The organism is Brachybacterium alimentarium (assembly GCF_002332425.1).
Lineage (GTDB): Bacteria > Actinomycetota > Actinomycetes > Actinomycetales > Dermabacteraceae > Brachybacterium > Brachybacterium alimentarium.
Genome location: NZ_NRGS01000005.1, coordinates 23,588 through 47,116, shown reverse-complemented (window position 1 = coordinate 47,116; position 23,529 = coordinate 23,588). Strand labels below are relative to the sequence as shown.

Annotated in this window: 15 protein-coding genes; 9 read left to right on the top strand and 6 right to left on the bottom strand. The window is 71.1% G+C overall.

What is annotated here, in order from left to right:
* Nucleotides 1-46 precede the first annotated feature (46 nt).
* Entirely contained in the window at nt 47-1,087 is a 1,041-nt protein-coding gene (locus CIK71_RS03470) for a LacI family DNA-binding transcriptional regulator (RefSeq protein WP_245857276.1), read from the bottom strand.
* Between the two features lie 339 nt (nt 1,088-1,426).
* Here CIK71_RS03470 and CIK71_RS03465 point away from each other — a divergent pair, with 339 nt between their 5' ends.
* The 3 genes from CIK71_RS03465 (at nt 1,427) to CIK71_RS03455 (ending at nt 5,315) form a co-directional block, all read left to right on the top strand.
* Complete coding sequence (locus CIK71_RS03465; RefSeq protein ID WP_096163797.1) at nt 1,427-2,491, top strand: zinc-binding alcohol dehydrogenase family protein; 1,065 nt, start codon at nt 1,427-1,429, stop codon at nt 2,489-2,491.
* Between the two features lie 116 nt (nt 2,492-2,607).
* Complete coding sequence (locus CIK71_RS03460) at nt 2,608-4,044, top strand: tagaturonate epimerase family protein (protein ID WP_096163796.1); 1,437 nt, start codon at nt 2,608-2,610, stop codon at nt 4,042-4,044.
* 254 nt (nt 4,045-4,298) lie between these two features.
* Nucleotides 4,299-5,315: a YdcF family protein gene (locus CIK71_RS03455; RefSeq protein ID WP_096163795.1), complete on the top strand. Its 1,017-nt coding sequence runs from the start codon at nt 4,299-4,301 to the stop codon at nt 5,313-5,315.
* Between the two features lie 94 nt (nt 5,316-5,409).
* On the opposite strand, the gene CIK71_RS03450 is transcribed toward CIK71_RS03455, so the two are convergent.
* Together CIK71_RS03450 and CIK71_RS03445 are read right to left on the bottom strand one after the other, a co-directional pair.
* Complete coding sequence (locus tag CIK71_RS03450; RefSeq protein WP_096163794.1) at nt 5,410-6,879, bottom strand: lipase maturation factor family protein; 1,470 nt, start codon at nt 6,877-6,879, stop codon at nt 5,410-5,412.
* Nucleotides 6,880-6,955: 76 nt separating this feature from the next.
* Nucleotides 6,956-7,666, bottom strand: coding sequence for a M50 family metallopeptidase (locus CIK71_RS03445; RefSeq protein WP_096163793.1), 711 nt, complete (start codon nt 7,664-7,666; stop codon nt 6,956-6,958).
* A gap of 166 nt (nt 7,667-7,832) precedes the next feature.
* On the opposite strand from CIK71_RS03445, the gene CIK71_RS03440 reads away from it, so the two are divergent.
* Complete coding sequence (locus tag CIK71_RS03440; protein ID WP_176485523.1) at nt 7,833-10,184, top strand: family 78 glycoside hydrolase catalytic domain; 2,352 nt, start codon at nt 7,833-7,835, stop codon at nt 10,182-10,184.
* Between the two features lie 189 nt (nt 10,185-10,373).
* Here the strand turns inward: CIK71_RS03440 and CIK71_RS03435 are convergent, their stop codons facing one another.
* Both CIK71_RS03435 and CIK71_RS03430 read right to left on the bottom strand, forming a co-directional pair.
* On the bottom strand, nt 10,374-10,577 hold the full coding sequence (locus tag CIK71_RS03435; RefSeq protein ID WP_096163791.1) for a cold-shock protein: 204 nt from the start codon (nt 10,575-10,577) through the stop codon (nt 10,374-10,376).
* A gap of 763 nt (nt 10,578-11,340) precedes the next feature.
* Nucleotides 11,341-13,938: an ATP-dependent DNA ligase gene (locus CIK71_RS03430; RefSeq protein ID WP_096163790.1), complete on the bottom strand. Its 2,598-nt coding sequence runs from the start codon at nt 13,936-13,938 to the stop codon at nt 11,341-11,343.
* A 103-nt stretch (nt 13,939-14,041) separates the two neighbouring features.
* On the opposite strand from CIK71_RS03430, the gene ku reads away from it, so the two are divergent.
* Nucleotides 14,042-15,058: a non-homologous end joining protein Ku gene (ku, locus tag CIK71_RS03425; RefSeq protein WP_096163789.1), complete on the top strand. Its 1,017-nt coding sequence runs from the start codon at nt 14,042-14,044 to the stop codon at nt 15,056-15,058.
* Between the two features lie 35 nt (nt 15,059-15,093).
* The gene (locus CIK71_RS03420) at nt 15,094-17,625 is read left to right on the top strand and encodes an excinuclease ABC subunit UvrA (protein ID WP_096164207.1); all 2,532 of its coding nucleotides are present in this window, start codon (nt 15,094-15,096) and stop codon (nt 17,623-17,625) included.
* A 124-nt stretch (nt 17,626-17,749) separates the two neighbouring features.
* Here CIK71_RS03420 and CIK71_RS03415 read toward each other — a convergent pair whose 3' ends face one another.
* Entirely contained in the window at nt 17,750-18,967 is a 1,218-nt protein-coding gene (locus tag CIK71_RS03415) for a M20 metallopeptidase family protein (RefSeq protein WP_096164206.1), read from the bottom strand.
* A 122-nt stretch (nt 18,968-19,089) separates the two neighbouring features.
* Between CIK71_RS03415 and CIK71_RS03410 the strand changes: the two genes are divergently transcribed.
* The 3 genes from CIK71_RS03410 (at nt 19,090) to CIK71_RS03400 (ending at nt 23,500) form a co-directional block, all read left to right on the top strand.
* Nucleotides 19,090-19,938, top strand: coding sequence for an SDR family NAD(P)-dependent oxidoreductase (locus tag CIK71_RS03410; protein ID WP_096163788.1), 849 nt, complete (start codon nt 19,090-19,092; stop codon nt 19,936-19,938).
* Between the two features lie 107 nt (nt 19,939-20,045).
* Nucleotides 20,046-21,704, top strand: coding sequence for an ABC transporter transmembrane domain-containing protein (locus CIK71_RS03405; RefSeq protein ID WP_217990142.1), 1,659 nt, complete (start codon nt 20,046-20,048; stop codon nt 21,702-21,704).
* The gene (locus CIK71_RS03400; protein ID WP_096163787.1) at nt 21,701-23,500 is read left to right on the top strand and encodes an ABC transporter ATP-binding protein; all 1,800 of its coding nucleotides are present in this window, start codon (nt 21,701-21,703) and stop codon (nt 23,498-23,500) included. Before CIK71_RS03405 ends, CIK71_RS03400 begins: the two co-directional genes overlap by 4 nt.
* Nucleotides 23,501-23,529: the final 29 nt, after the last annotated feature.

The window sequence follows — 23,529 nt, the reverse complement described above, 5'->3', positions numbered from 1 at the left end:
CGGGGACCTCTCCGCTCGGAGTGCTCGGGTCGCTCATGGGCGACGGCTACTCGCGCACGACGACCTTCGCGGTCGATCCGCGCGGGACGAACCGGGTGGGCAGGCCGAGCCGGGCGTGCGCCGAGGAGCCGCCGTCGGGGCCCTCCGCCCCGTGCTCACCGTCTCCCCCGTCGGCCCGCGCTCCCGCGTGCACGTCTCCGTCGTGAAGCAGGTCGACGGCTGCGACCCCCATGTCGTAGCGCGGCACCTGCACGGTGCTCAGTCCGGGCGTGACCAGCGCTGAGAACTCGATGTCGTCCCAGCCCACCACGCTGATCTCGCCGGGCACGTCCACTCCGAAGCCGCGCAGACGCTCCATCAGGGCGAGCGCCATGAAGTCGTTGTAGACGAGGACTGCGGTGACCTCGGTGAGCAGCAGGGCCTCGGCGCCGCGCCGGCCGCCCTCGACCGTCGGCGCGAAGGAGCCGATGTCCGTCCACTCCATGCCGATCTCCTGACACACACGCTCGATCACCGTGCGGCGCACGGAGTCCGAGCGGCTGATGCTCGGGCCGCCCACGTAGCCGAGGTGGCGGTGGCCCATGCGATGCAGATGCCGGATGGCGGAGGGGATGCCGGGGACGGGATCCGCGAAGACCCCCGGCAGCACCGGGGAGACCCGGTTGACCAGGCTGAGCGGGACGAGCCTCGCGGCCTCGCGCAGGACGCCCTCGTCCATCCGGCTCGAGCACAGCACGATCCCGTCGACCTGAGGCGCGAGGGTGCGCACGAGCGGCAGCTCGCCGTCCGGCGCTTCCCCGGCGTCGGTGATCAGCAGCTGGGCGCCGAGCTGATGAGCGCGCGCCTGAGCACCCTTGAGGACCGCCGGGAAGAACGGGTTCTCGAGGTCCGGCACGATCACGCCGTACACTCCGGACCGGCCCGTGATCAGGGCGCGGGCGCTGCGGTTGGGGCTGTAGCCGATCTCCGCCGCGGCGGCGAGCACCTTCTCCCGCGTGGCCTCTCCGACCAGGTCCGGGCGCTGGAAGGAGCGGGAGGCGGTCGCGATGGAGACCTCCGCTCGCGCCGCGACATCCTTCAGGGTCATGGCCATATGGGTCCTCTGCGTGTCCTCTGCATCTCGTCTACGTGCCGTCCAGCGGCCGCCTGCGTGCCTCGTGCCGCTGCCGTCGCTGCTGCCGTGCAGTCCGGTCCGCTCCGCGTCGCGCCGGACTGCGGACTGCGAACTGCGGACTGCGGAGTGCGGAGTGCGGAGTGCGGACTGCAACTTTTGCACCACTCCGGAATCCTAGTCCACGGACGACCCCTCCACGTGGAAACTGTGGATGCAATCGTTTACGCTGTAGAGACGGCCCTGCGCACCGGCAGGGCACTGGAATCACGCACTGACCCGCCGCCGCCGTTGTCGCAGCCCCGAAGGAGCACCATGAGAGCACTGCAGGTGACCGAACCGGGCTGCGCCGAGGTCGCCGAGGTCGAGGCGCCCCGCCCTGGCCCCGGCGAGGCTCTGCTCCGCGTGCGCTACGCGGGGATCTGCGGCTCGGACATCCAGACGTTCCGCGGCACGCAGCCGTTCGCCAGCTACCCCCGCGTGCCCGGTCACGAGTTCTCCGCCGAGATCCTCGAGATCCACGGCGCTGACGACGCTCGCGACGCTGGCGACGCTGACAACGCCGCCCGGTCAGCCCGGTTCGCTCCCGGAGACATCGTCACCGGCGTGCCCTACTTCGAGGACGACACCTGTTATTCCTGCCGCCGCGGACTGGTCAACGCGTGCATGCACAACGAGACGATGGGCGTCCATCGCGACGGCAGCTTCCAGGAGCTGATCACCATGCCGCTGGACCGGCTGCACCGGGCCGACGGCGTGGACCCTCGGGACCTGGCGCTGGTCGAGCCGTTCTCCATCGGCTATCACGCCGTGCTGCGGGCCGGCGTGCGCGAGGGCGAGCGGGTGCTGGTGCTCGGCGCGGGCGCGATCGGTCTGTTCACGATGCTCTCGGCGCGCACCCGCGGCGCACGCGTGTGGGTCGCCGATGTCGTTCCCTCCCGGCTCGAGCTGGCCGCATCCCTCGGCGCCGAAGGCACCGTCGACCTCTCGTCCACCCCGCTCGCGGACGTGATCGCCGGCGCGACAGGCGGGGACGGCTTCGACGTGGTCTGCGAGGCCACCGGGCTGCCGGTCTCCTTCCTGAATGCGATCGAGGCGGCCGCCGTCGGCGCGCGACTGGCGCTGATCGGCAACGGCACGGCCGAGGTGACCTTCAATCAGTCGCTGCTGATCAAGAAGGAGCTGACGGTGCTGGGCTCCCGCAACAGCCGGGACGTCTTCCCCGCACTCATCGAGCTGCTCAGCACCGGGCAGGTGGACGTCTCCCCGATCCGCACCGCCATCGTGCCGTTCACCGAGGCCCGCACCGCGCTCGAAGAGGCTGCCGGCGGGTCCACCAGCGAGGTCAAGGTGCTCCTGGAGTTCCCGAACGGCCCCTGAGCGATCGCCTGTCCCCCTCCGCCCGCATACCCGCTCCTCGCGGCCCGCGCTGCATCCCGCGCCTGCCGCGCATCCCCCACCTCGATCCCGACCACCCCACCGAAACGGAGAACCCCATGACCCTGCGCAACGATTCCCTCGAGGCGAGCATCCGCTACGACGGCTCCGCCCGTTCCCTGCAGCTCGTCGCCTCCGCGGCCGACGCCCTGACCGCCTTCGAGGGCCAGGCCTCGGCGGCCGGCGACAGCCACGTGCTCACCGGGCCGCTGTCCACCGCGAACGCCCGCGCGCTGCAGACTGCCTTCCCGGCTCTGCGCCCCCAGAAGATCAGCGGCCACCGCACCTCCGTCGGCACCGGTGACCGCACGGGCCTGGCCACCCCCGGGCAGGCCCGCGCCTTCGCCACCCAGGGTCCCGGCGTCATGCCGGTCCTCGCCCAGCAGTCGATCCGCGAGATGGACCGTCTGGGCCGCAGCGCCCGGTCCGTCATGGACGACGCCGTCTTCGGCCTGGTCGAGGCCGGGTGGGAAAGCGGCTTCGGCGCCGACTGCGACCACATCAAGACCACCGAGGGCATCGACCGCGGTCTCGAGGCCGGCTTCGTGATGTTCACGCTGGATCCGGGCGATCTGGTCGCCGACGTCACCGCCGGAGTCTCCGCGGCCGACGCCGAGGCCCTCCCCTGGGACCAGCTCGAGGACTCCCTGGAGGACCTGAAGAAGCGCTATGTCGGCATGACGCTGGACGTCGGCCACTCCCAGATCGAGGTCACCGAGCAGGACGTCCTCACCGCCGCCGTGAAGTACGGTCGCGCGGTCGTGGAGTCGATGCGCCTGTACCGCCACGTGACGGACAATGCGCAGCACGAGGTCGAGATCGAGTTCGCCGTGGACGAGACGAAGTGGCTGACCACCTTCTTCGAGCACTTCTACCTGGCCTCCGAGCTCAAGCGCCTGGGCGCCTCCTGGTTCAGCTTCGCACCGCGCTATGTCGACGGCTTCGAGAAGGGGCTGGACTTCCTGGGCGACACCGAGGAGCTTCGCCTGAACCTCGAGGCGCACCACGCGATCTCCGAGCAGTTCGGCGGCTACAAGATCTCCCTGCACTCCGGCTCGGACAAGTTCTCGATCTACCCGCTGTGCGTCGAGGCGACCCAGGGCCTGGTGCACCTGAAGACCTCCGGCACCAGCTACCTGTGCGGTGTCGAGGTGGTCGCCGCCCACGATCCGGAGCTGTTCTCCGCCATCTGGGACATCTCCCGTGCCTCGTACGTGAAGGCCCGCGCGAGCTACCAGGTCTCCGCGCACGAGGACCGCACCCCCACCTCGCTCGCCGGGGTGGACCTGCAGGAGCTGATCCGTTCCTCCGATGCGCGTCAGATCCTGCACGTGGGCTACGGCGATTCGCTCAACGGCACCGACGCTGCGGGCGCCTCGATCCACGACCGCTTCCTCGCGGTCGTCACCGAGAACCAGGCCCAGCACAGCGACGTCCTCGCCGCTCACATCGGCCAGCACCTCGCCCCCTTCGCGGCGGCACCGACCGGTCGCTGAGTCAGCCTGTCCGGAGCCCGGTGCGCAGCGGAGACGCTGCACACCGGGCTCCCTGCTCCGGGTTCCGGATTCCGAGCTCCGCGGTCCGGGTTCCGGGTTCCGGGCTCCGGGCTCCGGGGTCCGGGGTCCGGGTTCCGCAGCCACCCGGCGAGCAGCGACTGGTCCGTGATGTGATCACGCACCGGCCGCTGCGATGCGCGGGCACGGCGCAGCGGGTGCCAGGATGGAACCTCGGATCTCGAGAGGAGCAGCGCATGCTGGGAGCTATCGTCGGCACGGCCTTCTGGTGGGCGGTGTACCTGGTGGTGTTCCGCCGCGACCGCCGACGGGTGCGCAACGGGGTGCTGCTGCTGATCGCGCTGCACTCGAGCATCTCGACCCTCGCACGCCTGATCTCGACCGCCCTTCCGCTGGGCGATCTGCTGGTGCTCGCCGGCGGCGGCCTCGCACTGCTGGGCGTGCTGGTGCTCGGTGTCTTCATGATCTGCAACGGACTGACCATGGTGCGCAAGGAGGGCCGCTCACTGGGCAACCTGCTCTCCGGGCTCGTGGGGATCGCGCTGCTCGCGGCCCCGGTCGCCTCGGCCTCCCTGGTGGTCACCCTGAACCCGATCGGTATCGGCGCCGGAGCCCTGCTCGCCCTGCTCTCGCTGCACATCGGGCTCGCATTCCTGGTCTTCCTGTGCGCCTCGGTCCCCTACCAGCTGTTCCCTCGGCAGCTGGACACCGAAGGGATCATCATCCACGGCTCGGGCCTGATCGACGGGCAGCCCCCGAAGCTCCTGCGCAACCGGCTCGACCGCGGCGTCGCCGAGCGCGAGCGTCTGCTGAGCAAGGGCCTGGACCCGCTGCTGATCCCCTCGGGCGGCCGCGGCGAGGACGAGCCGCGCGCCGAGGGCGAGGCCATGGCCGAGTATCTCCTGGAGGACGCCGGGATGCCGGCGGACCGGGTCCATGCCGAGACCGAGTCCCGCACCACCGAGGAGAACCTGGTCTTCTCCCATCGGATCCTCGATGCCACCGGCCACCAGGCTCCGTACATCGTCACCACCAGTCGCTACCACGCCTTCCGGGCCGCACTGCTGGCCCGGAAGCTCGGCTTCGCCGACGAGGCGATCGGAGGACCGACGGCGTTCTACTTCGTCCCCAGTGCCACGGTGCGCGAATTCCTCGCGATCCTCTCGTACCGCAAGGTCTGGCTCACGGTGCTGTTCCTGCCGTCGATCGCGTTCGTGATCCTGCTGGTGCGCGCGGCCCTCCTCAACGTCTGAGGCACGCGACGCTCACTGCCCGGCATTTCGGCACCTGTCCACGCGGCCCCAGCTGTCCTGCCTCCCGGCTCCCTGCTGTGCTGGGTCCCGGGGCTCACGTCCGCGCGATCACCCCAAGATCGGTGCGCACCCACCAGGCGCCGCTGTCGCGACGCTCCTGCGCCGACGCATAGCGGTACTCGAAGTACCTCACCCGCAGGCCCGTCGGCGGCGCCCCGTCGAAGGGATCGGTGCGCAGGAGCCGACGGATGTCGGGATCGCCGTCCAGCAGCTTGCCCAGCAGCGCCATGAACCAGTCCTCCGCGCCGGGCCGCAGCGCGAGGAACCACATCTGCCAGTCCAACCGCAGGTGGTAGGGCGCGAACTGCCGGGATCGGCGGCGCACGTCCCCCGGTTTGCCCCGGAACTCGTAGGGCCGCCAGGCCTCCTCGTCGGCCGTCTCCGGAGCGGGATCCTGGGTGCCCTCGATGACGACCTCGTACCGCCGCGTCGTCATCGATCCGAAGGCGCCGTAGGCGTTGACGAGGTGGAAGCGGTTGAAGCTCGCGTTCATCAGCTGGTGCGAGGAGAAGAGGTTCAGCAGCGGCTTCCAGCTCAGCACCGCCAGCACGATGCACACGGCGAGGATCAGCAGATGCCACCACAGCGGCGAGTCCGTCGGCCCGGAGCTTCCCAGGCCGCCCCAGCCCCACCCCGGGAACGGGCCGCCGACCAGCCAGCGCAGGAACGAATCGCTGACGGCGGAGAACGCCACCAGGATCGTCAGCCAGTTCAACCACGCGTAGTTCCCGGTCAGGACGAGGAACAGCTGGGAGAGGATCACCAGCGACGCCCCGATGGAGGCGACCGGCTGCGGCAGCAGGATCAGCCAGATCGCGCCGAGCTGCACCGCGTGGCTGCCGAGCACCTCGAGCCGGTGCCACCAGCGCGGCCTGCGGTGGGCGAAGCGGCTGAGCGGACCGGGCATGGGCTGGGTCTGATGGTGATGGTCCATGGCGGTGAGGTCCCGCCAGGCGGAGTCGCCGCGGATCTTGATCATCCCGGCGCCGAACTCGAGGCGCAGCAGCATCCAGCGCAGGAACCACAGCACCAGCAGCGGCGGTGCGACCTCCTGGGAGCCCAGAAAGCCGACGACGGCCCCGCACTCCAACAGCATCGACTCCCATCCGTAGCCGTAGAAGGTGCGGCCGACGGAATGGATGGACAGGTACAGCACCCACATCAGGAGGAACACCGGGATGGTGCTCCAGGCGGGCCCCTGCTGCGGCAGCCCCAGCATCACGCTGACCCCGAGCAGCATCCCCACCAGGCACATCACCCGCAGCAGACGATCGCTGTAGGGCGTCAGTCGCCAGCGGAACAGGGTCGGGCCGCCGCGCCCGGCGGTGCGGGCGAGGTAGTCGGGAGCGGGCAGCAGTCCGCGCTCCCCCAGCAGGGCCGGGAACTGGTTCAGGGTGGACAGGAAGGCGAGCACGAACACGGCGGCGACACCGCGGAGGATCACCTCGCGCGCGATCGTGTAGTCGTGCCCGTCCAGGAACCCGAGCCAGCTGGTCCACTCCATCGCGCTCACCTCCCCGAGTGCGGCGTCCGCCTCCGAGCATGCACCGCCGGGCGCGGCCTGTCACGCCGCGCCCCGGTCAGAAGAGCTGCGGGCCGAGCGCGGTCCACGCCCACCAGGTGCACACAGCGAGGACCACCACGTAGCCGGTGATCCACAGCCAGCCCGGGATCGGCGTCAGCTGGGCCAGCTGGGCGGGGTCGTCGCCCCGGCCGCCGCCGGTGATCACGGCGCCCAGATGCTTCCAGGCCCCGATCAGCAGGAACACGCCGATCACCAGGGTGACCAGGGCGGTCACCGAAGGGCTCCCCCACCACCAGGTCGCGCCGACGGCCAGGGCGGAGAGGAGCACGGCCAGCACCGTGTGCACGGAGCGGGTGAACACGAGCGAGAGCACCAGCACCACCAGGGCAACGAACAGCGCCGTGCTCGCCCAGCCCTGCAGGGCGACCTGGACCAGCACCGCGCCGAGGAGCGCGGGCGCGGGATATCCCGCCCAGGTCGAGGCGATCCGGCCGAACCCGCGCCGCGGCCCCACCGTCACCGCGTGCCCGGACATGTCGCCGCTGACCACGAAACCGGTGAAGCGCCGGCCCATCAGCATCCCGATGATCGCGTGCCCGAGTTCGTGCACGATCGTCACCGCAGGTCGCGCCAGGCGCCACAGCGTCGGGACCGCGACCACCACGAGGGCGGCGGCGAGCGCGAGCAGCACCCACCAGCCGGGGTCCGGCGCGGTCGTGGGCGTGATGCGCTCCCACACCGCCCGGGCGAGATTCTGCAGATCCATGCCGCCATGGTGGCAGGTGCGCCCTCGGGACGCCTGGGAGCCGGTGCGCGGGGCACGGCGAGATCCACGGGATCGCCCGTCCGTCGCCTGCGGCCTGCGCAGCATGCTGCGTGCCAGACTGTGCGGATTCGTCGATGATGACTCGAGAGATCAGGTGGCCTGCACGATGACGGACCTCGACCCTGCCCTCGCCCGCTGGATCACGGCCCCGGCCGAGGATCCCCAGAACCCCCTGCTGCGCACCACCTTCGAGCTCTCCTCGCCGCCGCTGTCCGCGCGCCTGCTGGTGACCGGCCTGGGCGCCTTCCGCGCCTTCGTCGGTGAATCCCCGTTCCGCAGCTCGCGCCTGGACCCGGGACTGACCGACCCGCGCCGCCGGGTGCTGGTCTGCGAGGCGGAGGTCTCCTCGCTGCTCGGCGTGGGCGAGAACGTCCTGGGCATCGCGCTGGGCCGCGGCTTCCACGCCATGGACACCCTGAATGTGTGGCGCTGGGAGCAGGCGCCCTGGCGCGGGCCCGTGCGCGCCTGGGCGCATCTGCGGATCGAGCAGGCCGACGGCACGTCACGGGTGATCAGCACCGACGAGAGCTGGCGGACGGCCCCGGGCCCGGTGCTGCACGACTCGATGTACGAGGGCGAGGTGTTCGAGGGCCGGGAGGATCCGACGGCGTGGCTGCGGGCCGACTTCGACGACTCCGACTGGGAGCCGGTGCTCGTGGACCGGCCGCGGACCGGAGCGCGCCGCACGGCACCGATCCCGGAACCGCGGATGCAGCTGCAGGTCCAGGAGCCGGTCGTGATCCAGGAGGAGATCACCCCGGTCGTGGTCCCCGGCGGTGAGCGGGTGGTGCTCGACATGGGACAGGTGATCGCCGGCTGGTGCCGGTACGAGCTGACGGGGCAGGATCCGCTCGAGTTCACGGCCGTCCACGGCGAGAAGCTGCGCGCGGACGGCAGCGTCGATGCGGACAACGAGCACATCCACGCCGAGCGCTTCCAGGAGGACAGGGTGCGCCTGAGCATCGATGCCCGCTCCTTCGAGCCGCAGTTCAGCTACAAGGGCTTCCGGTACGTGGAGCTCTGGTCCCACCTCGGCTCGTTGCAGGACCTCCAGGTCACCGGCCTTCTGGCCCATGCTGATCTCGAGGTGGCGAGCATGCTGACCAGCAGCGACGAGTACCTCGAGCGCTTCGACGCGGCGATGCGGGCCTCGCTCGCGAACAACATGCACCACGTCCCCACCGACACCCCGATGCATGAGAAGAACGGGTGGACGGGGGACGCGCTGACGGGTCTGCGTGCGATGACGGCGAGCTTCGACATGCGCCGGATGCTGCGCAAGTGGATCGCGAATCAGGTGGACGGTCAGCGGGCCGACGGCTCGCTGTCGGTGATCGCCCCGAACCCCGGCTGGGGCTATGAGGAGCTCTCCCCGGCCCCGGAGTGGACCACGCTGCTGCCGGTGCTGCTGGACGAGCTCGCCAGCGAGTACGGCGAGGTCGATGTGGTGGGCGAGCACGCCCAGGCCGCTGCCGCCTACCTCGCCCATGAGTGGGATCGGCGGGATGAGGACGGTCTGATCAGCGGTGTCCTCGGCGACTACCTGACGCCGGGCAGTCCCGGGCCCGCCCCGGAGGACAAGCGCCTCAGCGGCAGCCTCTTCGTCGCCCAGGGTCTGCGCGCCCTCGCTCATGCCCTCGAGCTGGTCGGCGCCGACGCCGAGACCGAGCCGGATGCGGCCGTGGGTGCCGTGGCGAACAACCCCTGGACCACGGAGGGCCCGGCCACCGCAGCACCGTCGGGCGCTCCCGACGCCTCGACCTCGGCAGCGCCCGGTGCTCTGCTCTCCCCCGACCAGCTGCGCGAGCAGGCTGCGACTCTCGAGGAGGCGGTGAACACCGTCTTCCTCGACAGCGAGCGCGGCCGGTACCGCGATCCGGGCGAGGACAGCTATCGCCAGACCAGCAATCTGCTGCCGCTGGCCTTCCACATCGTGCCGGAGGCGCAGGTCGAGGCGGTGGTGGCTCATCTCGTCGCCGACATCGAGGCGCGCGGTGATCACCACGACTGCGGCCACATCGGGGTGCGGTACCTGCTGCCGGTGCTCTCGGAGCACGGGCACGGGGCGCTGGCGATGCGGGTGCTCAGCAACCCCACCGCGCCGGGCTGGAAGGCCTGGTTGGACGCCGGGAACTCGACGTTCATGGAGATGTGGCAGGACCCGCGCTCCTGCTCCCACTACTTCATGGGCACTCCGGCCACCTGGATCCATGAGCACGTGGCCGGTCTGCGGCGCGGTCCCGAGGGTTGGCAGGAGTTCGTCGTCCAGCCCGATCCCGAGGTGTCGGTCGGTCGCATCGACCTGATCCGCGCGACGATCTTCGGAGAGATCCGGTTGGAGGTGGATCGTGGGGCGTCGACCATGACGCTCGCAGTGCCCCCGGGCACTCGCGCCCAGGTGCGGCTCCCGGACGGGGAGCGGACGCTCGATGCCGGGCAGCACACGATCAGGTGGTGAGCCGCAGCAGGTGGTGATCCTCGGGCGACCAGCGGCTGTACGCCGGCCGGCCGGACAGGCGACGCGGACAGACGACGACGCCCGCCGGGCCCGGCATGCAGCCGGACTCGACGGGCGTCGAGGTCTTGACCGGGATCCGCTCAGCGGACCCGTCGGTCGTCAGTGCCGATCAGAGATCGGCCGAGGCGCTCAGATGCCGCGGATGTTCACTGCCTGCATGCCCTTGGGGCCCTGCTCGGTCTCGAACTCCACGCGCTGGTTCTCCTCCAGGTCGCGGCGGCCGGTGCCCTGAATCGCGCTGAAGTGCGCGAAGACGTCGGCGGAGCCGTCCTCGGGGGCGATGAAGCCGTAGCCCTTGTCGGAGTTGAACCAGGTGACGATGCCAGTAGCCATGGCGATATTCCTTCGTTGTCGTGAACCACGTTCGTGGCCCGGGTATCCGTGGCGACGGCGCCGCCCCGGATGGGTCGCACCCCAGGCGTCACAGCGACCGATACGGTCACCGCTGCCCGAAAGGGGTGCATGTGCGGCCTCGAGGGCCGCCTGAGCCGCGGCCAGCGACATGAAGTCGCCGATGCGGCCGAATGAGGGCCCGAAGGCCGTGTGGGCCGGTGCGTCAGCAGCAGGGCTGACGACATGACCGGCGAACTCCCCGGCGAGCGTGGCGACATGGACGTCGTCATCGGCTCGGAGCCAGGAGAGGGTGGGGTGCGCTGCAACGGCCAGGGATGCGGCCATCGGCGCGGACGAGAGGGGTGACGTCGCAACGTCGTCAAGCGTGGGCAGTGCGGAGGCGGTGATGAATACTCAGTTTCGTAGGTGGTTCTGCGCGACCGTCGTCGGTCGCCTCCGAAAGAGGCATCCAGCGCCGTGCGGCCCTCCGCCCCAGCACCCGTGCTCCACCACCCGAGGGTGTGGCGTGTGCTGTCCCGCCGGAGCGGAATCGTGCGAACGACTACGAGGAGACTACGGCATGCCGGGGATGCTCCGCTCCCCGATGTGACCCACCCTACGGGCGGCACGACGTCCCGACCCCTGGCGGCACCCTCTTTCACGGCACTGGCCTGCACAGTCAGTGTCGCGCGCACCATGCGATCCGCGCCCTCGGGGCACGACGACCGCTCGGTCCGTCGACCGGGTGCTCGCCGGTCGGCGCTCATTCCTCCCAGCCCACCTCACCGGCGTCCTTGTCCGCTCGCCATCCCCTCCAGACCGGATGACGCAGCCGGCCGTCCTCGGTGCGCTCGGTGTACTGCACCTCGCCGACGAGGTCCGCGCGCACCCACTCGGCGTCCCGACGATCCGCAGCGGGGATGTCCGGGACCGGCGGGGTCTTCCGGGTCCGGGAGCGCAGCGTGCTCGCGATCTGCTCGAGGTCGTGATCGGTGAATCCGGTGCCGACCCGGCCGGCGTAGCTCAAGGTCCCCTCCGCATCCGGCACGGCCAGCAGCAACGATCCGATGCTGCCCGAACGCTCACCCTTTCCATGACGCCAGCCGACGACCACCACCTCCTGGTGCCGCGCGTTCTTGATCTTGATCCAGGTGCGCGATCGTCTGCCTGGCTGGTACACGCTCGCTTCCTTCTTCGCCATGACCCCTTCGAGCTGCAGCCGCTGGGACAGCTCGATCGCATGCTCGACATCGCCGTGATCAGCATGGGGCAGCTGCACGTGCTCGGAGGGCTCGACCGTCTCGAACAGGGCGTCGCGACGCTCGCGGTACGGGCGGCGCAGCAGCGATTCGCCTCCCCGGACCAGCAGGTCGAAGAGCATCACGTGCACCTCCACGTCCTGGCGGACCCGCTGGACGTCCCGCTCGCGGGTGAGGCCCAGCCGCTGCTGGAGCCTGGAGAAGGACGGCCGGTCCTTGCTGTCCAGAGCGACCACCTCACCATCGAGCACGGTCTCGCCCGCGGCGAGCACGTCGGCGTCGACGGCCGCCGACAGCTCGGCGAGCTCGGGGAAGGTGGCCGTGATGTCCTTGCCTCCGCGGCTGGTCAGGCGCAGGCCGTCGCGGGTGAGGGTGGCGATGACGCGCATCCCGTCCCACTTCATCTCGAAGGCCCACTCCTCCTCGTCGCGGATGTCCTCCCGGCTGCCGAGGGTGGCGAGCATCGGGGAGATCGGCTCCTCCGTCCCCGGCGTGCCGGAGCCGGAGGCCGAGGCGCCGGGGCGGGACGACGTGCCTCTCCGGCCGGAGGATCCGCGCCCATCGGGGCCGGAGGGGCGGCCGCTGCCGCCGGATGCCGGACGGCTTCCCGTCGTCTCATCGGCGCCCGGCTGCTCCTTCATCAGGTGCAGCAGCCAGTTGGCCTGGGCCTTCTCCTTCGCTGCGGAGGTCTTCGCCCTCCCCATCCCGCCGCTGTGGATGAAGGCGAACCGTCGCGGCACGCCGCCCAGGCCCCCGTCGTCCCGCCCGTGGCAGACGGCGATCACCTCCTTGCCCTCCCGCCACTTCTCGACCTCGATGGTGCCGGTGTCCCAGAGGATCACGTCCCCGCCGCCGTACTCGTCCTGCGGAATGGTTCCCTCGAAGGTCCCGTACTCGAGCGGGTGGTCCTCCGTCTGCACGGCGAGGCGGTTGACGTCGACGTCGAGCGGCGGACCCTTGGGCACGGCCCAGGAGACGAGCACACCGTCGTGCTCGAGGCGGAAGTCCCAGTGGAGGCTGGAGGCGTGATGCTCCTGGATGACGAACATGGGGGCCTCGTCGTCCAGCGCGCGCTGCGCCGCCTCGGCGCCGACGTCGGGCTCCGGCACGGGCTCGGGGGTCTTCCCGGGATCGCGTTTGGAGCGGTAGACCTCGAGCCGGTCCCGAGCCCGCTCCGCCGACGGGCCGGGCTCGGCGGTGGCCCCTGCACCTGTCTCGGCGCCGAGCGGCGCCAGCGGGTCCGTGCCCTCGTCGATCCGGTCGAGCACCTCGGTGAACTCGAGCTGGGCGAGGTCCGAGCTCTCGATCTCCTCCCAGCTACGCGGGGCGGCGACCGTGGGCCGCAGCCGTCCGCGCAGCGAGTACGGAGCCACGGTGGTCTTGTGCCCGTTGTTCTGGGACCAGTCGACGAGCACCTTGCCCGTCCGCTGCGTCTTCTTCTGGGTGCTGACCACGTCGTCCGGATGGTCGGCCTCGAGCGCGCGGGCGAGTTCGTGGGCGACCTGGTCGACCTCGTCGGCGGTGCTGGCGCCGTCCAGCGGCGCGTAGAGATGGATGCCCTGGGAGCCGGAGGTCACCGGATACGCCTCCAGGTCCATGTCGGTGAGGATCTCGCGGCACCACTGCGCGACCTCCGCGCACTGCGGCAGTCCGGCGCCCTCGCCGGGATCGAGGTCCAGCACCAGTCGATCGGGGTTCACCGGCTCGAGGTCCCCATCGACCCGCCACTGCGGGGTGTGGATCTCGAGCGCCGCGAGCTGGGCGAGCCAGACCAGCACGGCGGTCTCGTCGACCAAGGGGTAGGTCGAGGTCCCCTCGCGATGCTCCAGGTCCACCCGCGGCACCCAGTCCGGCGCGAAGTCCTCGAGGTCCTTGCGGAAGAACACCTTGCCGGGATGCTCCGTCGTGCCCACGCCGTCGACCCATCGTTTCCGGGTGGCCGCACGGCGCGTGATCTGCGGGATCATCACCGGCGCAACGCGGCGGTAGTAGTCGATCACCTCGCCCTTGGTGGTGCCGGTCGAGGGGTAGAAGACCTTGTCGAGGTTCGACAGCTTCAGCGTGCGCCCGTCGATCTCGACCTTCTGCTCATCGGTAGCCATGGAGATACTGTGCCCCCGAACACACGATCCGTCACGGGGACGGTGCAGGCACGGCCTACCGATCGTTCCTGGCATGTGCCGTGAGTCCGTGATGTCATGAGGCATGCGTGCGATATGGAGCGGTGAGATCACGTTCGGGCTCGTCAACGTCCCGGTGAAGCTGTACGGCGCGACGCGCTCCCACGACATCTCCTTCCACCAGGTCCACGACGAGGACCACGGCCGCATCCGCTACGAGCGACGCTGCGAGGTGTGCGGGCGAGAGATCGACTACGAGCACATCGACAAGGCCTACGACGACGGCGACAAGACGGTGGTCCTCACGGACGAGGAGCTCGACGCCCTGCCCGCGGAGGAGAGCGACGAGATCGACGTGGTGCAGTTCGTGCCGTCGGACCAGGTGGACCCGATCCTGCTGGGCACCTCGTACTTCCTCGAGCCGGTGGGTCGCTCGGCGAAGGCCTACGTGCTGCTGCGGCGCACCCTCGAGAAGACCGAGCGCACGGCGATCGTGACCTTCACGCTGCGCACGAAGACCCGGCTCGGGGTGCTGCGGATCCATGAGGACCTGCTGGCTCTGCAGACGCTGCGCTGGCCCACCGACCTCAAGGAGGTGGACTTCGCCCCCTCGAAGTCGAAGATCTCTGCCAAGGAGATGGAGATGTCCTCCGCACTCGTGGAGCAGTTCAGCGGCGACTTCGACCCCGAGCAGTTCTCCGACGAGTACCAGGCGCAGCTGCGCGAGCTGGTCGACGCCAAGCTCGAGGAGGGGGAATCCGTCGACACCGACGAGACCTTCGGCAAGGAGCGCTCGCAGGAGGGATCCGACGAAGGCGGCAAGGTCATCAGCCTGATGGACGCGCTCGAACGCAGCGTGCAGAAGCGCAGAGGCGATACGTCGAAGTCCGGCGGCTCGACGACGAAGTCCGACGGGTCGACCAAGAAGTCCGGCCCCACGAAGAAGTCCGACGGCTCGACGAAGGCGTCGGACTCCTCGAAGAAGTCCGGAGGCACGTCGAAGAGATCCGGCGGAGCAACGAAGTCCGGCTCGTCCACGAAGAAGACCGGGACCGCGAAGAAGACCGGCACCGCGAAGAAATCCGGCAAGAAGTCCGCCTGAGCCTCCTGTCGGGGCCCTCGAGTAGCGTGACGCAGGTGAGTGAGTCACCGAGCGATCAGCGACAGGGCGATCAGCCCACGGCCATCGAGGTGCGCGGCGCCCGCGTGCACAACCTCCGCGATCTCGACGTCGACGTGCCCCTGCACGCGGTGGTCGGCATCGCCGGGGTCTCCGGCTCCGGGAAGTCCTCGCTCGCGATGGGCGTGCTGCATGCCGAAGGGTCGCGTCGTTATCTCGAGGCGCTGTCCACCTACACGCGTCGCCGCATGTCGCAGGCCCCGCGGGCGGACGTCGACGAGGTCACCCATGTGCCCGCGGCCCTCGCGCTGCGTCAGCGGCCGGGGGTGCCCGGGGTGCGCTCCACGTTCGGCACCTCGACCGAGCTGCTGAACGTGGTGCGGCTGATCTTCTCGCGCCTGGCCTCCCACGTGTGCCCGAACGGCCATCGCCTCGACCCGACGATCGACGTCGCCGCGGAGGTGCCGATCTCCTGCCCCGAGTGCGGGGAGCAGGTGAGCCCGCCCGGCGCGGAGCAGCTGGCCTTCAACGCCGAGGGCGCCTGCCCGCGCTGCACCGGCACCGGCGTGATCCGCACGGTCGACGATTCCTCCCTGGTGCCCGACCCGACGAAGACCCTCGACGGGGGCGCCGTGGTGCCCTGGTCGATGTTCGGCTTCAACGTGCAGCCGGACATCGCGCGCGAGTTCGGAGTGCGCACCGACGTGCCCTGGCAGGAGCTCGAGGACTGGGAGCGGGAGGTGGTGCTCGACGGTCCCGAGGAGAAGAAGCACATCGCGGTCACCAGCAGGAAGGGCCTGCACGAACTAGATTTCACCTTCCGCAACGCTCGCCTGACCGTCACCGAGGAGCTCAAGCGCGCGGACACCGAGAAGCGGCTGTCCCGCGTGTCCCGATTCCTCACCGAGGGCACCTGTCCCGACTGCCGCGGCACGCGCCTCCGCCCGTCGGCCCTCCTCCCCCGCGTCGCCGGGATCGATCTGGCCGAGGCCTCGGCGAAGACGCTCGATGAGCTGATCGCCTGGGCTCCCACCGTCATCGACCCGCTGCCGGCGGAGATGCGGTCGATGGCGCGAGCGCTCGTGGCGACGCTGCAGTCCATGGCGGACCGTCTGGTGCAGCTCGGGCTGGGCTACCTCGCCCTGGACCGTGCTGGCTCCTCGCTCTCCACCGGCGAGCTCCAGCGGGTCCAGCTCGCGCGGGCGGTGCGCAACCGCACCACGGGCGTCCTGTACGTGCTCGACGAGCCCAGCATCGGCCTGCATCCCTCGAACATCGACGGTCTCCTCGCCCTGGTCGGCGATCTGCTGGCCGATGGGAACTCCGTGGTGCTCGTCGACCACGATGCGCAGGTGCTGCGCGCCGTGGACCATCTGATCGAGATCGGCCCCGGATCGGGGCGCGACGGCGGCACGGTGATCGCCTCCGGGACGGTCTCGGAGATCGAGGCCTCGAAGGACTCCCAGCTGGGCGGCTTCCTCGACGGCCGGGAACCGGTGGTCGTGCGCGAGCAGCCCGCGAGCGACGTCTTCGCACCGGGCTGCCTGCGCCTGCGCACCGCCGAGGTGCACACGGTGCACGCGCTCGAGGTGGAGATCCCGCGCGGACGCTTCACCGCCGTCACGGGCGTCTCGGGCTCCGGCAAGACGACCATGGTGCTCGAATCCCTGGTGCCGGCGCTGCGGGCACGGCTCGACGGCGCCACGCTGCCGGCCCACGTCGTGGACCTCGAGGACGAGGGGATCCGGCGGGTGCACCAGATCGATGCCACTCCGATCGGGGTGAACGTCCGCTCGACGGTGGCCACGTACAGCGGGGTGCAGGACGACCTGCGCCGGGCGTTCGCTCGGACCGACGCGGCCCATCAGCGGGGCCTGAAGCTCGGCGACTTCTCCTACAACACCGGGTCCCTGCGGTGCCCGCGCTGTGAGGGCACCGGACGGGTCTCGCTGGACGTGCAGTTCCTGCCGGACATCGACATCGACTGCCCGGACTGCGGCGGGCACCGTTACGGCCCGGAGGCCGACGACATCCTGCGCCCGCGCGCCGACTCCGCCGTCGGGATCTCCCTGCCGCATCTGATGTCGCTCACGGCGAGCGAGGCGATCGAGGCCGTCGGCGACATCGCCTCGGTGCGCAAGAAGCTGCAGGCGCTGATCGATCTCGGGCTCGGCTACCTCACGCTCGGCGAGGACACCCCGGCGCTCTCGGGCGGCGAGGCCCAGCGCCTCAAGCTCGCCGGGCAGATCGACCGCCGTCAGGACGATGCGCTCTTCGTGTTCGACGAGCCGAGCGTCGGCCTGCACCCGCGGGACGTGCGCACCCTGCTGTCGGTCCTGGATCGTCTGGTCTCACGCGGCGCGACCGTCGTGGTCATCGAGCACGACCTGGACATGATCGCCAACGCCGACCACGTGATCGACATGGGCCCCGGGGGCGGCGAGGACGGCGGGCGGATCGTGGCCACCGGCACCCCGGTGGAGGTCGCCGCCGTCGAGGCCTCGGCCACCGGCCGGTATCTGCGCGGCCACCTGCACGGGCAGCCGTGAGCCCCGCGCCTTCCGGGACGCCGCCGCGGTGACCGGGCTGTGGCATGGCGACCGGGCGATGCCGAGCCGTCTCGCCCGAGGGAACTGTCTCGGACGGCCTGGCATTGACAGGGACCGTGCGGGCTCAGCCCTCCGCGACCCCGCCTCCCGACGACGCGGCTCGCAGGCGCTCCCACGCCAGAGTGGCCAGCAGAAGAGCCTGGTCCGCGAGCACCGAATCGTCGAAGCGGGCCTGCGGCGAGTGGTTCGAGGCGGGCATGTCCGCCGGATCGAAGTCCTTCGCGGCGCCGACGAAGCCGTAGGCGCCGGGGACCTCCGCGAGCACGCGGGAGAAGTCCTCGGAACCGGTGCGCGGATTCTCCAGCTCCTGGTAGCGGTCCTCGCCGAAGAGGTCACTGGCCGTCTGCGCGAAGGTCTCCGCCTCGACGGCGTCGTTGATCGTGGCGGGCAGCACGTTGCGCATGGTCGCGCGCACCGTGAGCCCGTGGGCGCGGCCGATGTCGGTGACGAAGCGGGGCAGCTCGTCGACCAGCTGCAGGGTGACCGCCGTGCTGAAGGAGCGCACCCCGGCTCGGAAGTGCGTCTGGTCGGGGATGATGTTCGGAGCGCTGCCGGCATGGATCTCGCCGACGGTGAGCACCACCGGATCGAAGGCGCTGTAGCGGCGCGTGACGTGCGCATACAGCGCAGAGATCATCTCGGCGGTCGCGGGCACCGGATCCAGCGCCTCATGGGGGCGCGAGCCATGCCCTCCTCGGCCCACCACACGCACGTCGAGCACGGAGTACGCAGCCATCAGGGTGCCGGGGCGGCCGGTGACGAGTCCGGTGCGCACGTCGGCGGAGACGTGCACGCCGTAGGCCGCGATCGGCCGTTCGCCGGCCGCATCGAGCACGCCCTCGCGCAGCATCACGCCGGCGCCGTCGTACCCCTCCTCGCCGGGCTGGAACATGAAGATCACCGATCCGGGGAGCTCCTCCTGTCGCGCGGCGAGCAGCCGAGCCGCACCCACCAGGCCGGCCACATGGAGGTCGTGGCCGCAGGCGTGCATGGCGCCGTTGGTCGAGGCGTAGGGCAGTCCGGTGTCCTCCACGAGCGGGAGCCCGTCCATGTCTCCACGCAGCAGCACCACCGGGCCGGGACGGCCGCCCCGCAGCACGGCGACCACCGAGCTGGTCTCGGTGCCGAGCGTGATCTCGAGGTCGAGACCGGCGAGCGCCTCGAGCACGAGCTGCTGCGTCATCGGCAGCTGGAGGCCGATCTCGGGCGCCGCGTGCAGTCGCCGACGCAGCGCGATCAGGTCGTCGAGGAAGCTGTCGTCACCGGGGGCGAGCTCGGTCATGGGAGGGTCCTTCCACTCGGGCAGGGGATGCTCCATCCTGTCCCGTTCGCCCTTCTCCTGCCACCGCATCCCGCCGAGCGCCCTTCAGACGCCGACGACGACCACCCAGAGGACTGATCACCATGCATGCACGCACCCTCATCATCACCGGCGCCTCCGACGGCATCGGCGCCGCCGCCGCCCGACAGCTCGCGGGTCAGGGGGACCGCCTGCTCCTGGTGGGCCGGTCCCCCGAGAAGACCGCGGCAGTCGCGCGCGAGGTCGACGCCGAGCACTTCGTCGCCGATTTCGCTCGCCTGGAGGACGTGCGCCGTCTCGCGGACGAGCTCTCGGAGGCCACCGGCGAGCACGGCATCGACGTGCTCGCCCACAACGCGGGCGGGATCTTCGGAGACCGCACCCCCACCGTCGACGGCTTCGAGAAGACGTTCCAGGTCAACCATCTCGCGCCGTTCCTGCTCACCCATCTCCTGCTGCCGCGCCTGCTCCCCGGGGGCGCGTCCGTCGTGACCACCTCGAGCGTGGCGCACCGACTGTTCGCGCACCTCGATCTCGAGGACCTGGACAACACTCGGCGCTACTCGCCCCGCAAGGCCTACGGGGACGCGAAGCTCGCGAACGTGCTGTTCACCCGGAGCCTGCACGAGAAGTTCCACGCCGACGGGATCTCGGCGGTCGCCTTCCACCCCGGGCTGGTGCGCACCAGCTTCTCCGCCTCGTCCGCCAGCTGGATGCGCTGGCTCTACCACTCGCCGCTGGCGCGCCTCCTGCCGATGATCAGCCCCGAGCAGGGAGGGGCGATCCTGGCCTGGTTCCTCACCGGGACCCCGGGCTCCACCTGGACGTCCGGTCGCTACTACGACCAGGACCGGCCCACCGGGCGCATGAATCCGCAGGCGGACGACCTCGCGCTCGCCGAGGCCCTGTGGCAGCGCAGCGCGGAGCTGGTGGGCCTGCAGAGCGCCGGCTGAGCACCGCCGGCGGACCACCCCGCCCCACGCATCTCCCTCAGATTAGGCTTGCCTTCTCAGAGCCGACCCCGGTCTCGCCCCCTCGACCTCCTCGTCCCGAAGGCCACATGCCGTTCTTGCCCACCAGCGCTTCCCTGCTCCGGCGTGCCGTGCGCCGTCGCCTGGGCTTCGTGATCCCCGGACTGCTGCTGATGTCCACCTGGCAGCTCTGCGAGGCGATCGTGCCGATCTCCATCGGCCTCATCGTCGACCACGCGATCGTGCCCCGGGACCGCATCGCCCTGCTGATCTCGATCCTTGCGCTGCTGGCGCTGTTCGCCGTGCTGTCCTTCGCCTACCGCTTCGGGGCGCGGCGGATGAACACCGCACAGCAGCTCGAGGCCCACGACCTGCGGGTCGAGGTCGCGCAGCATGCCCTGCTCACGCGCGGTGCGCTCACGGGCCGTCGCCCCGGCGCGGTGCTCTCGCTCTCCTCGGCGGATGCCGACGTCACCGCGATGCTCTTCCGACAGATCGCGTCGGGCGGCTCCGCACTGATCGGCATCGCCGGCGCCTCTGCCTACCTGCTGTGGGCAGACCCCCTGGTGGGGCTCGTCGTGATGCTCGGCGTGCCGCTGGCCCTCCTGCTCGTCGCCGGCCCCTCCCGTGTGATCTCCCGGCGCAGCGGTGACCAGCAGGCGGCTGTCGCCGAGGCGGGAGCCGTCGCGAGCGACACCATGGGCGGGCTGCGGATCCTCAAGGCCGTCGGCGGCGAACGCTGGGCCTCGCAGCGCTATCAGCGCGCGTCCGCCGGGGCGGCGCGGGCGGGCATCCGCACCGCCGACGTCTCCGGCCGGGTCTCGGCGCTCGGCGTGCTCAGCGTGGGCCTGATCCTCGCGGGCGTCGTGCTGGTGGCGGGCTGGCGGGTCACCACCGGAGATCTCAGCGTGGGGCAGCTGGTCTCGGTGATCGGGGTCGCCGTCTTCTTCTCCGAGCCCATCCAGACGCTCACCATGACGATGACCGTCTTCGCCCGCTCCCACGGCGCGGCCGGGAAGATCGCGGAGTTCCTCCGCGGCGGCGAGCAGGAGGATCCGACAGGCCCGATGCCGTCTGACGCGACGGTCCTCCTCGACGCCCTGGACCTCGGCCTGGAGGCTCCCCTCGACCTGCGGATCGACGCCGGCTCGCTGTGCGTCCTGGACGCCGCGGATCCCGTGGTGGCCGGCCGCCTTGCCCGGGCCCTCGCAGGTGGCGCGGGCAGCGAGCACGTCCTCGTCGGCGGCATCGCCCGCAGCGCCATCGCGCGCCCCCGGGCGGGCACGATCATCAGCGCCCCGCATGCGGCGGACCTCTTCGCCGGCACCCTCCGCTCGAACATCACGATGCTCCACGACGGCGAGACCCCGGTGCCCGAGTCGGTGCTCGCCGCCTCGGCCACCGACGAGGTGCTCGGCGTGGTCACCGGCGGCCTGGACCACGAGGTGCGCGAAGCCGGCAGCAACCTCTCCGGCGGGCAGCGCCAGCGGATCGCCCTGGCCCGGGCGCTGTACGCCGACCCCGAGGTGCTCGTGCTCGAGGACCCCACCAGCGCCGTCGACTCGGTCACCGAGTGGCAGATCGCCCGTGGCGTGCGACGGGAGCGCATTGGACGCACCACGATCGTGCTGACCTCCTCCCCCGCCTTCCGCGCGCTGGCCGACGACGTCCACGAGATCCCCGGTGCTCCGGTGGCGACCGCGCACGCCCCGGCCCTTCCCCACGACTCCGCCGGGGGCACCCGATGATCCTGCCCACCGCCTCCGGGCGACGCGTCCTCGCCACGCTGCGCCCCCTGCTCACCGGTCACGTGGGCCTGCTGCTCCTGATCGCCGGCGCCGGGCTGGTGACCGCCTTGGCCGGGCTCGTCGGCCCGTGGGTGGTCGGCGGCCTCGTCGACGAGCTGCGCGTGCGCACCTCGATGCGGCCCGTGCTCGAGGGCGCCGGATGGATCCTCGCCTCGGGTCTCGTCGGCGCTCTGGGCACGTGGCTGGGTCGCTGGTGGATGGGGGCCCTCGCCGAACCGACCGTCGCCTCCCTGCGCGAGGACGTGCTCGACGCCGCCCTTGCGGTGGACTCCTCCGTCGTCGAGGGCGGGGGCCGCGGCGACCTGGTCTCCCGGGTCGCCGAGGATTCCCGGGTGGTCACCGAGGCCGCCTCGGTGATCCTGCCGATGTTCCTGCAGTCGCTGTTCGTGGTGGTGGTCTCCGCTGCGGGCATGACCGCCGTCGACTGGCGGCTGGGGCTCGTCGGCCTCCTCGCCGTGCCGATGTACGCCCTGACGCTGCGCTGGTACCTGCCGCGCTCCGGGCCGATCTACGCCCGTGAGCGCATCGCCTTCGGGGTGCGCTCCCAGCGGATGCTCGGCGGCATCGGCGGCGCCGCGACGCTGCGCGCCTACGAGCGGGAGCACATCGAGCTGGCACGGATCGACAGTGCCTCGGCCGACGCCCGCACCCTGTCGATCGACGTGTTCCGCTTCCTCACCCGCGCGTTCTCCCGTAACAACCGGGCCGAGGCTGTGGTGCTCGCGGCGCTGCTGGTGGCAGGGTTCCTCCTGGTCGAGGCCGACGGTCTGACGGCGGGTGGGGTCGCGACGGCCGCGCTGCTGTTCCACCGCCTGTTCAACCCGATCGGTGCCCTGGTGGGGATGTTCGACGAGATCCAGTCCGCCGGCGCCTCGCTCTCGCGGATGGTGGGCGTGATCGACCTGCCCGCGAGGCCCGCACGACGTGCACTCGCCGCGCCTCCGGAGGCCGTCTCGGACAACGGGCCGAAGGATGTGCCGGGTGACGTTCCGGATGGCGCGCCGGATGACCGCGCCCTCGTGCTCACCGGCGTCGGCCACGCCTACGAGCAGGACCATCCCGTGCTCTCCGCCGTGGACCTGCGCATCGCCCCGGGCGAGGTCGTCGCGGTCGTCGGCGCGACCGGCGCCGGCAAGTCCACGCTCGCGCAGATCGTGGCCGGCACCGTCCCTCCCACCGACGGCACGGTGCGCCTGGGTTCGACGATCGTGCGCGACCTGCCCCCGGACGAGCTGCGCGCTCGGATCTCGATGGTCAGCCAGGAGGTGCACGTCTTCAGCGGCTCGATCGCCGAGAACGTGCGTGTTCCCCGCCCGGAGGCGCCCGATGACGACGTCCTCGCCGCGCTGACGGCCGTCGGCGCGCACTGCTGGATGCGCACTCTGCCCGAGGGCGTGGAGACCGTGGTGGGCGATGGCGGGCACTCGCTCACGGCGATGCAGGAGCAGATGCTGGCGCTCGCGCGCATCGTCCTGGCCGATCCGGAATTCGTGATCCTCGACGAGGCCACCGCCGAGGCCGGCTCCTCGGGCGCGCGCGATCTGGAGACGGCGGCGGGGGCGGTGCTCACCGGCCGCGGCGGCCTGGTGGTCGCCCACCGGCTCTCCCAAGCCGTCACCGCCGACCGGGTGCTGGTGATGGCGCACGGCCGCGTCGTGGACTCCGGGACCCATGAGGAGCTCAGCCGGGGAGACGGGCTCTACGCGACGCTCTGGGAGGCGTGGACCGCGCGCTGAGCGCCCGCCGCTCGGACGAGGTGGAGGTG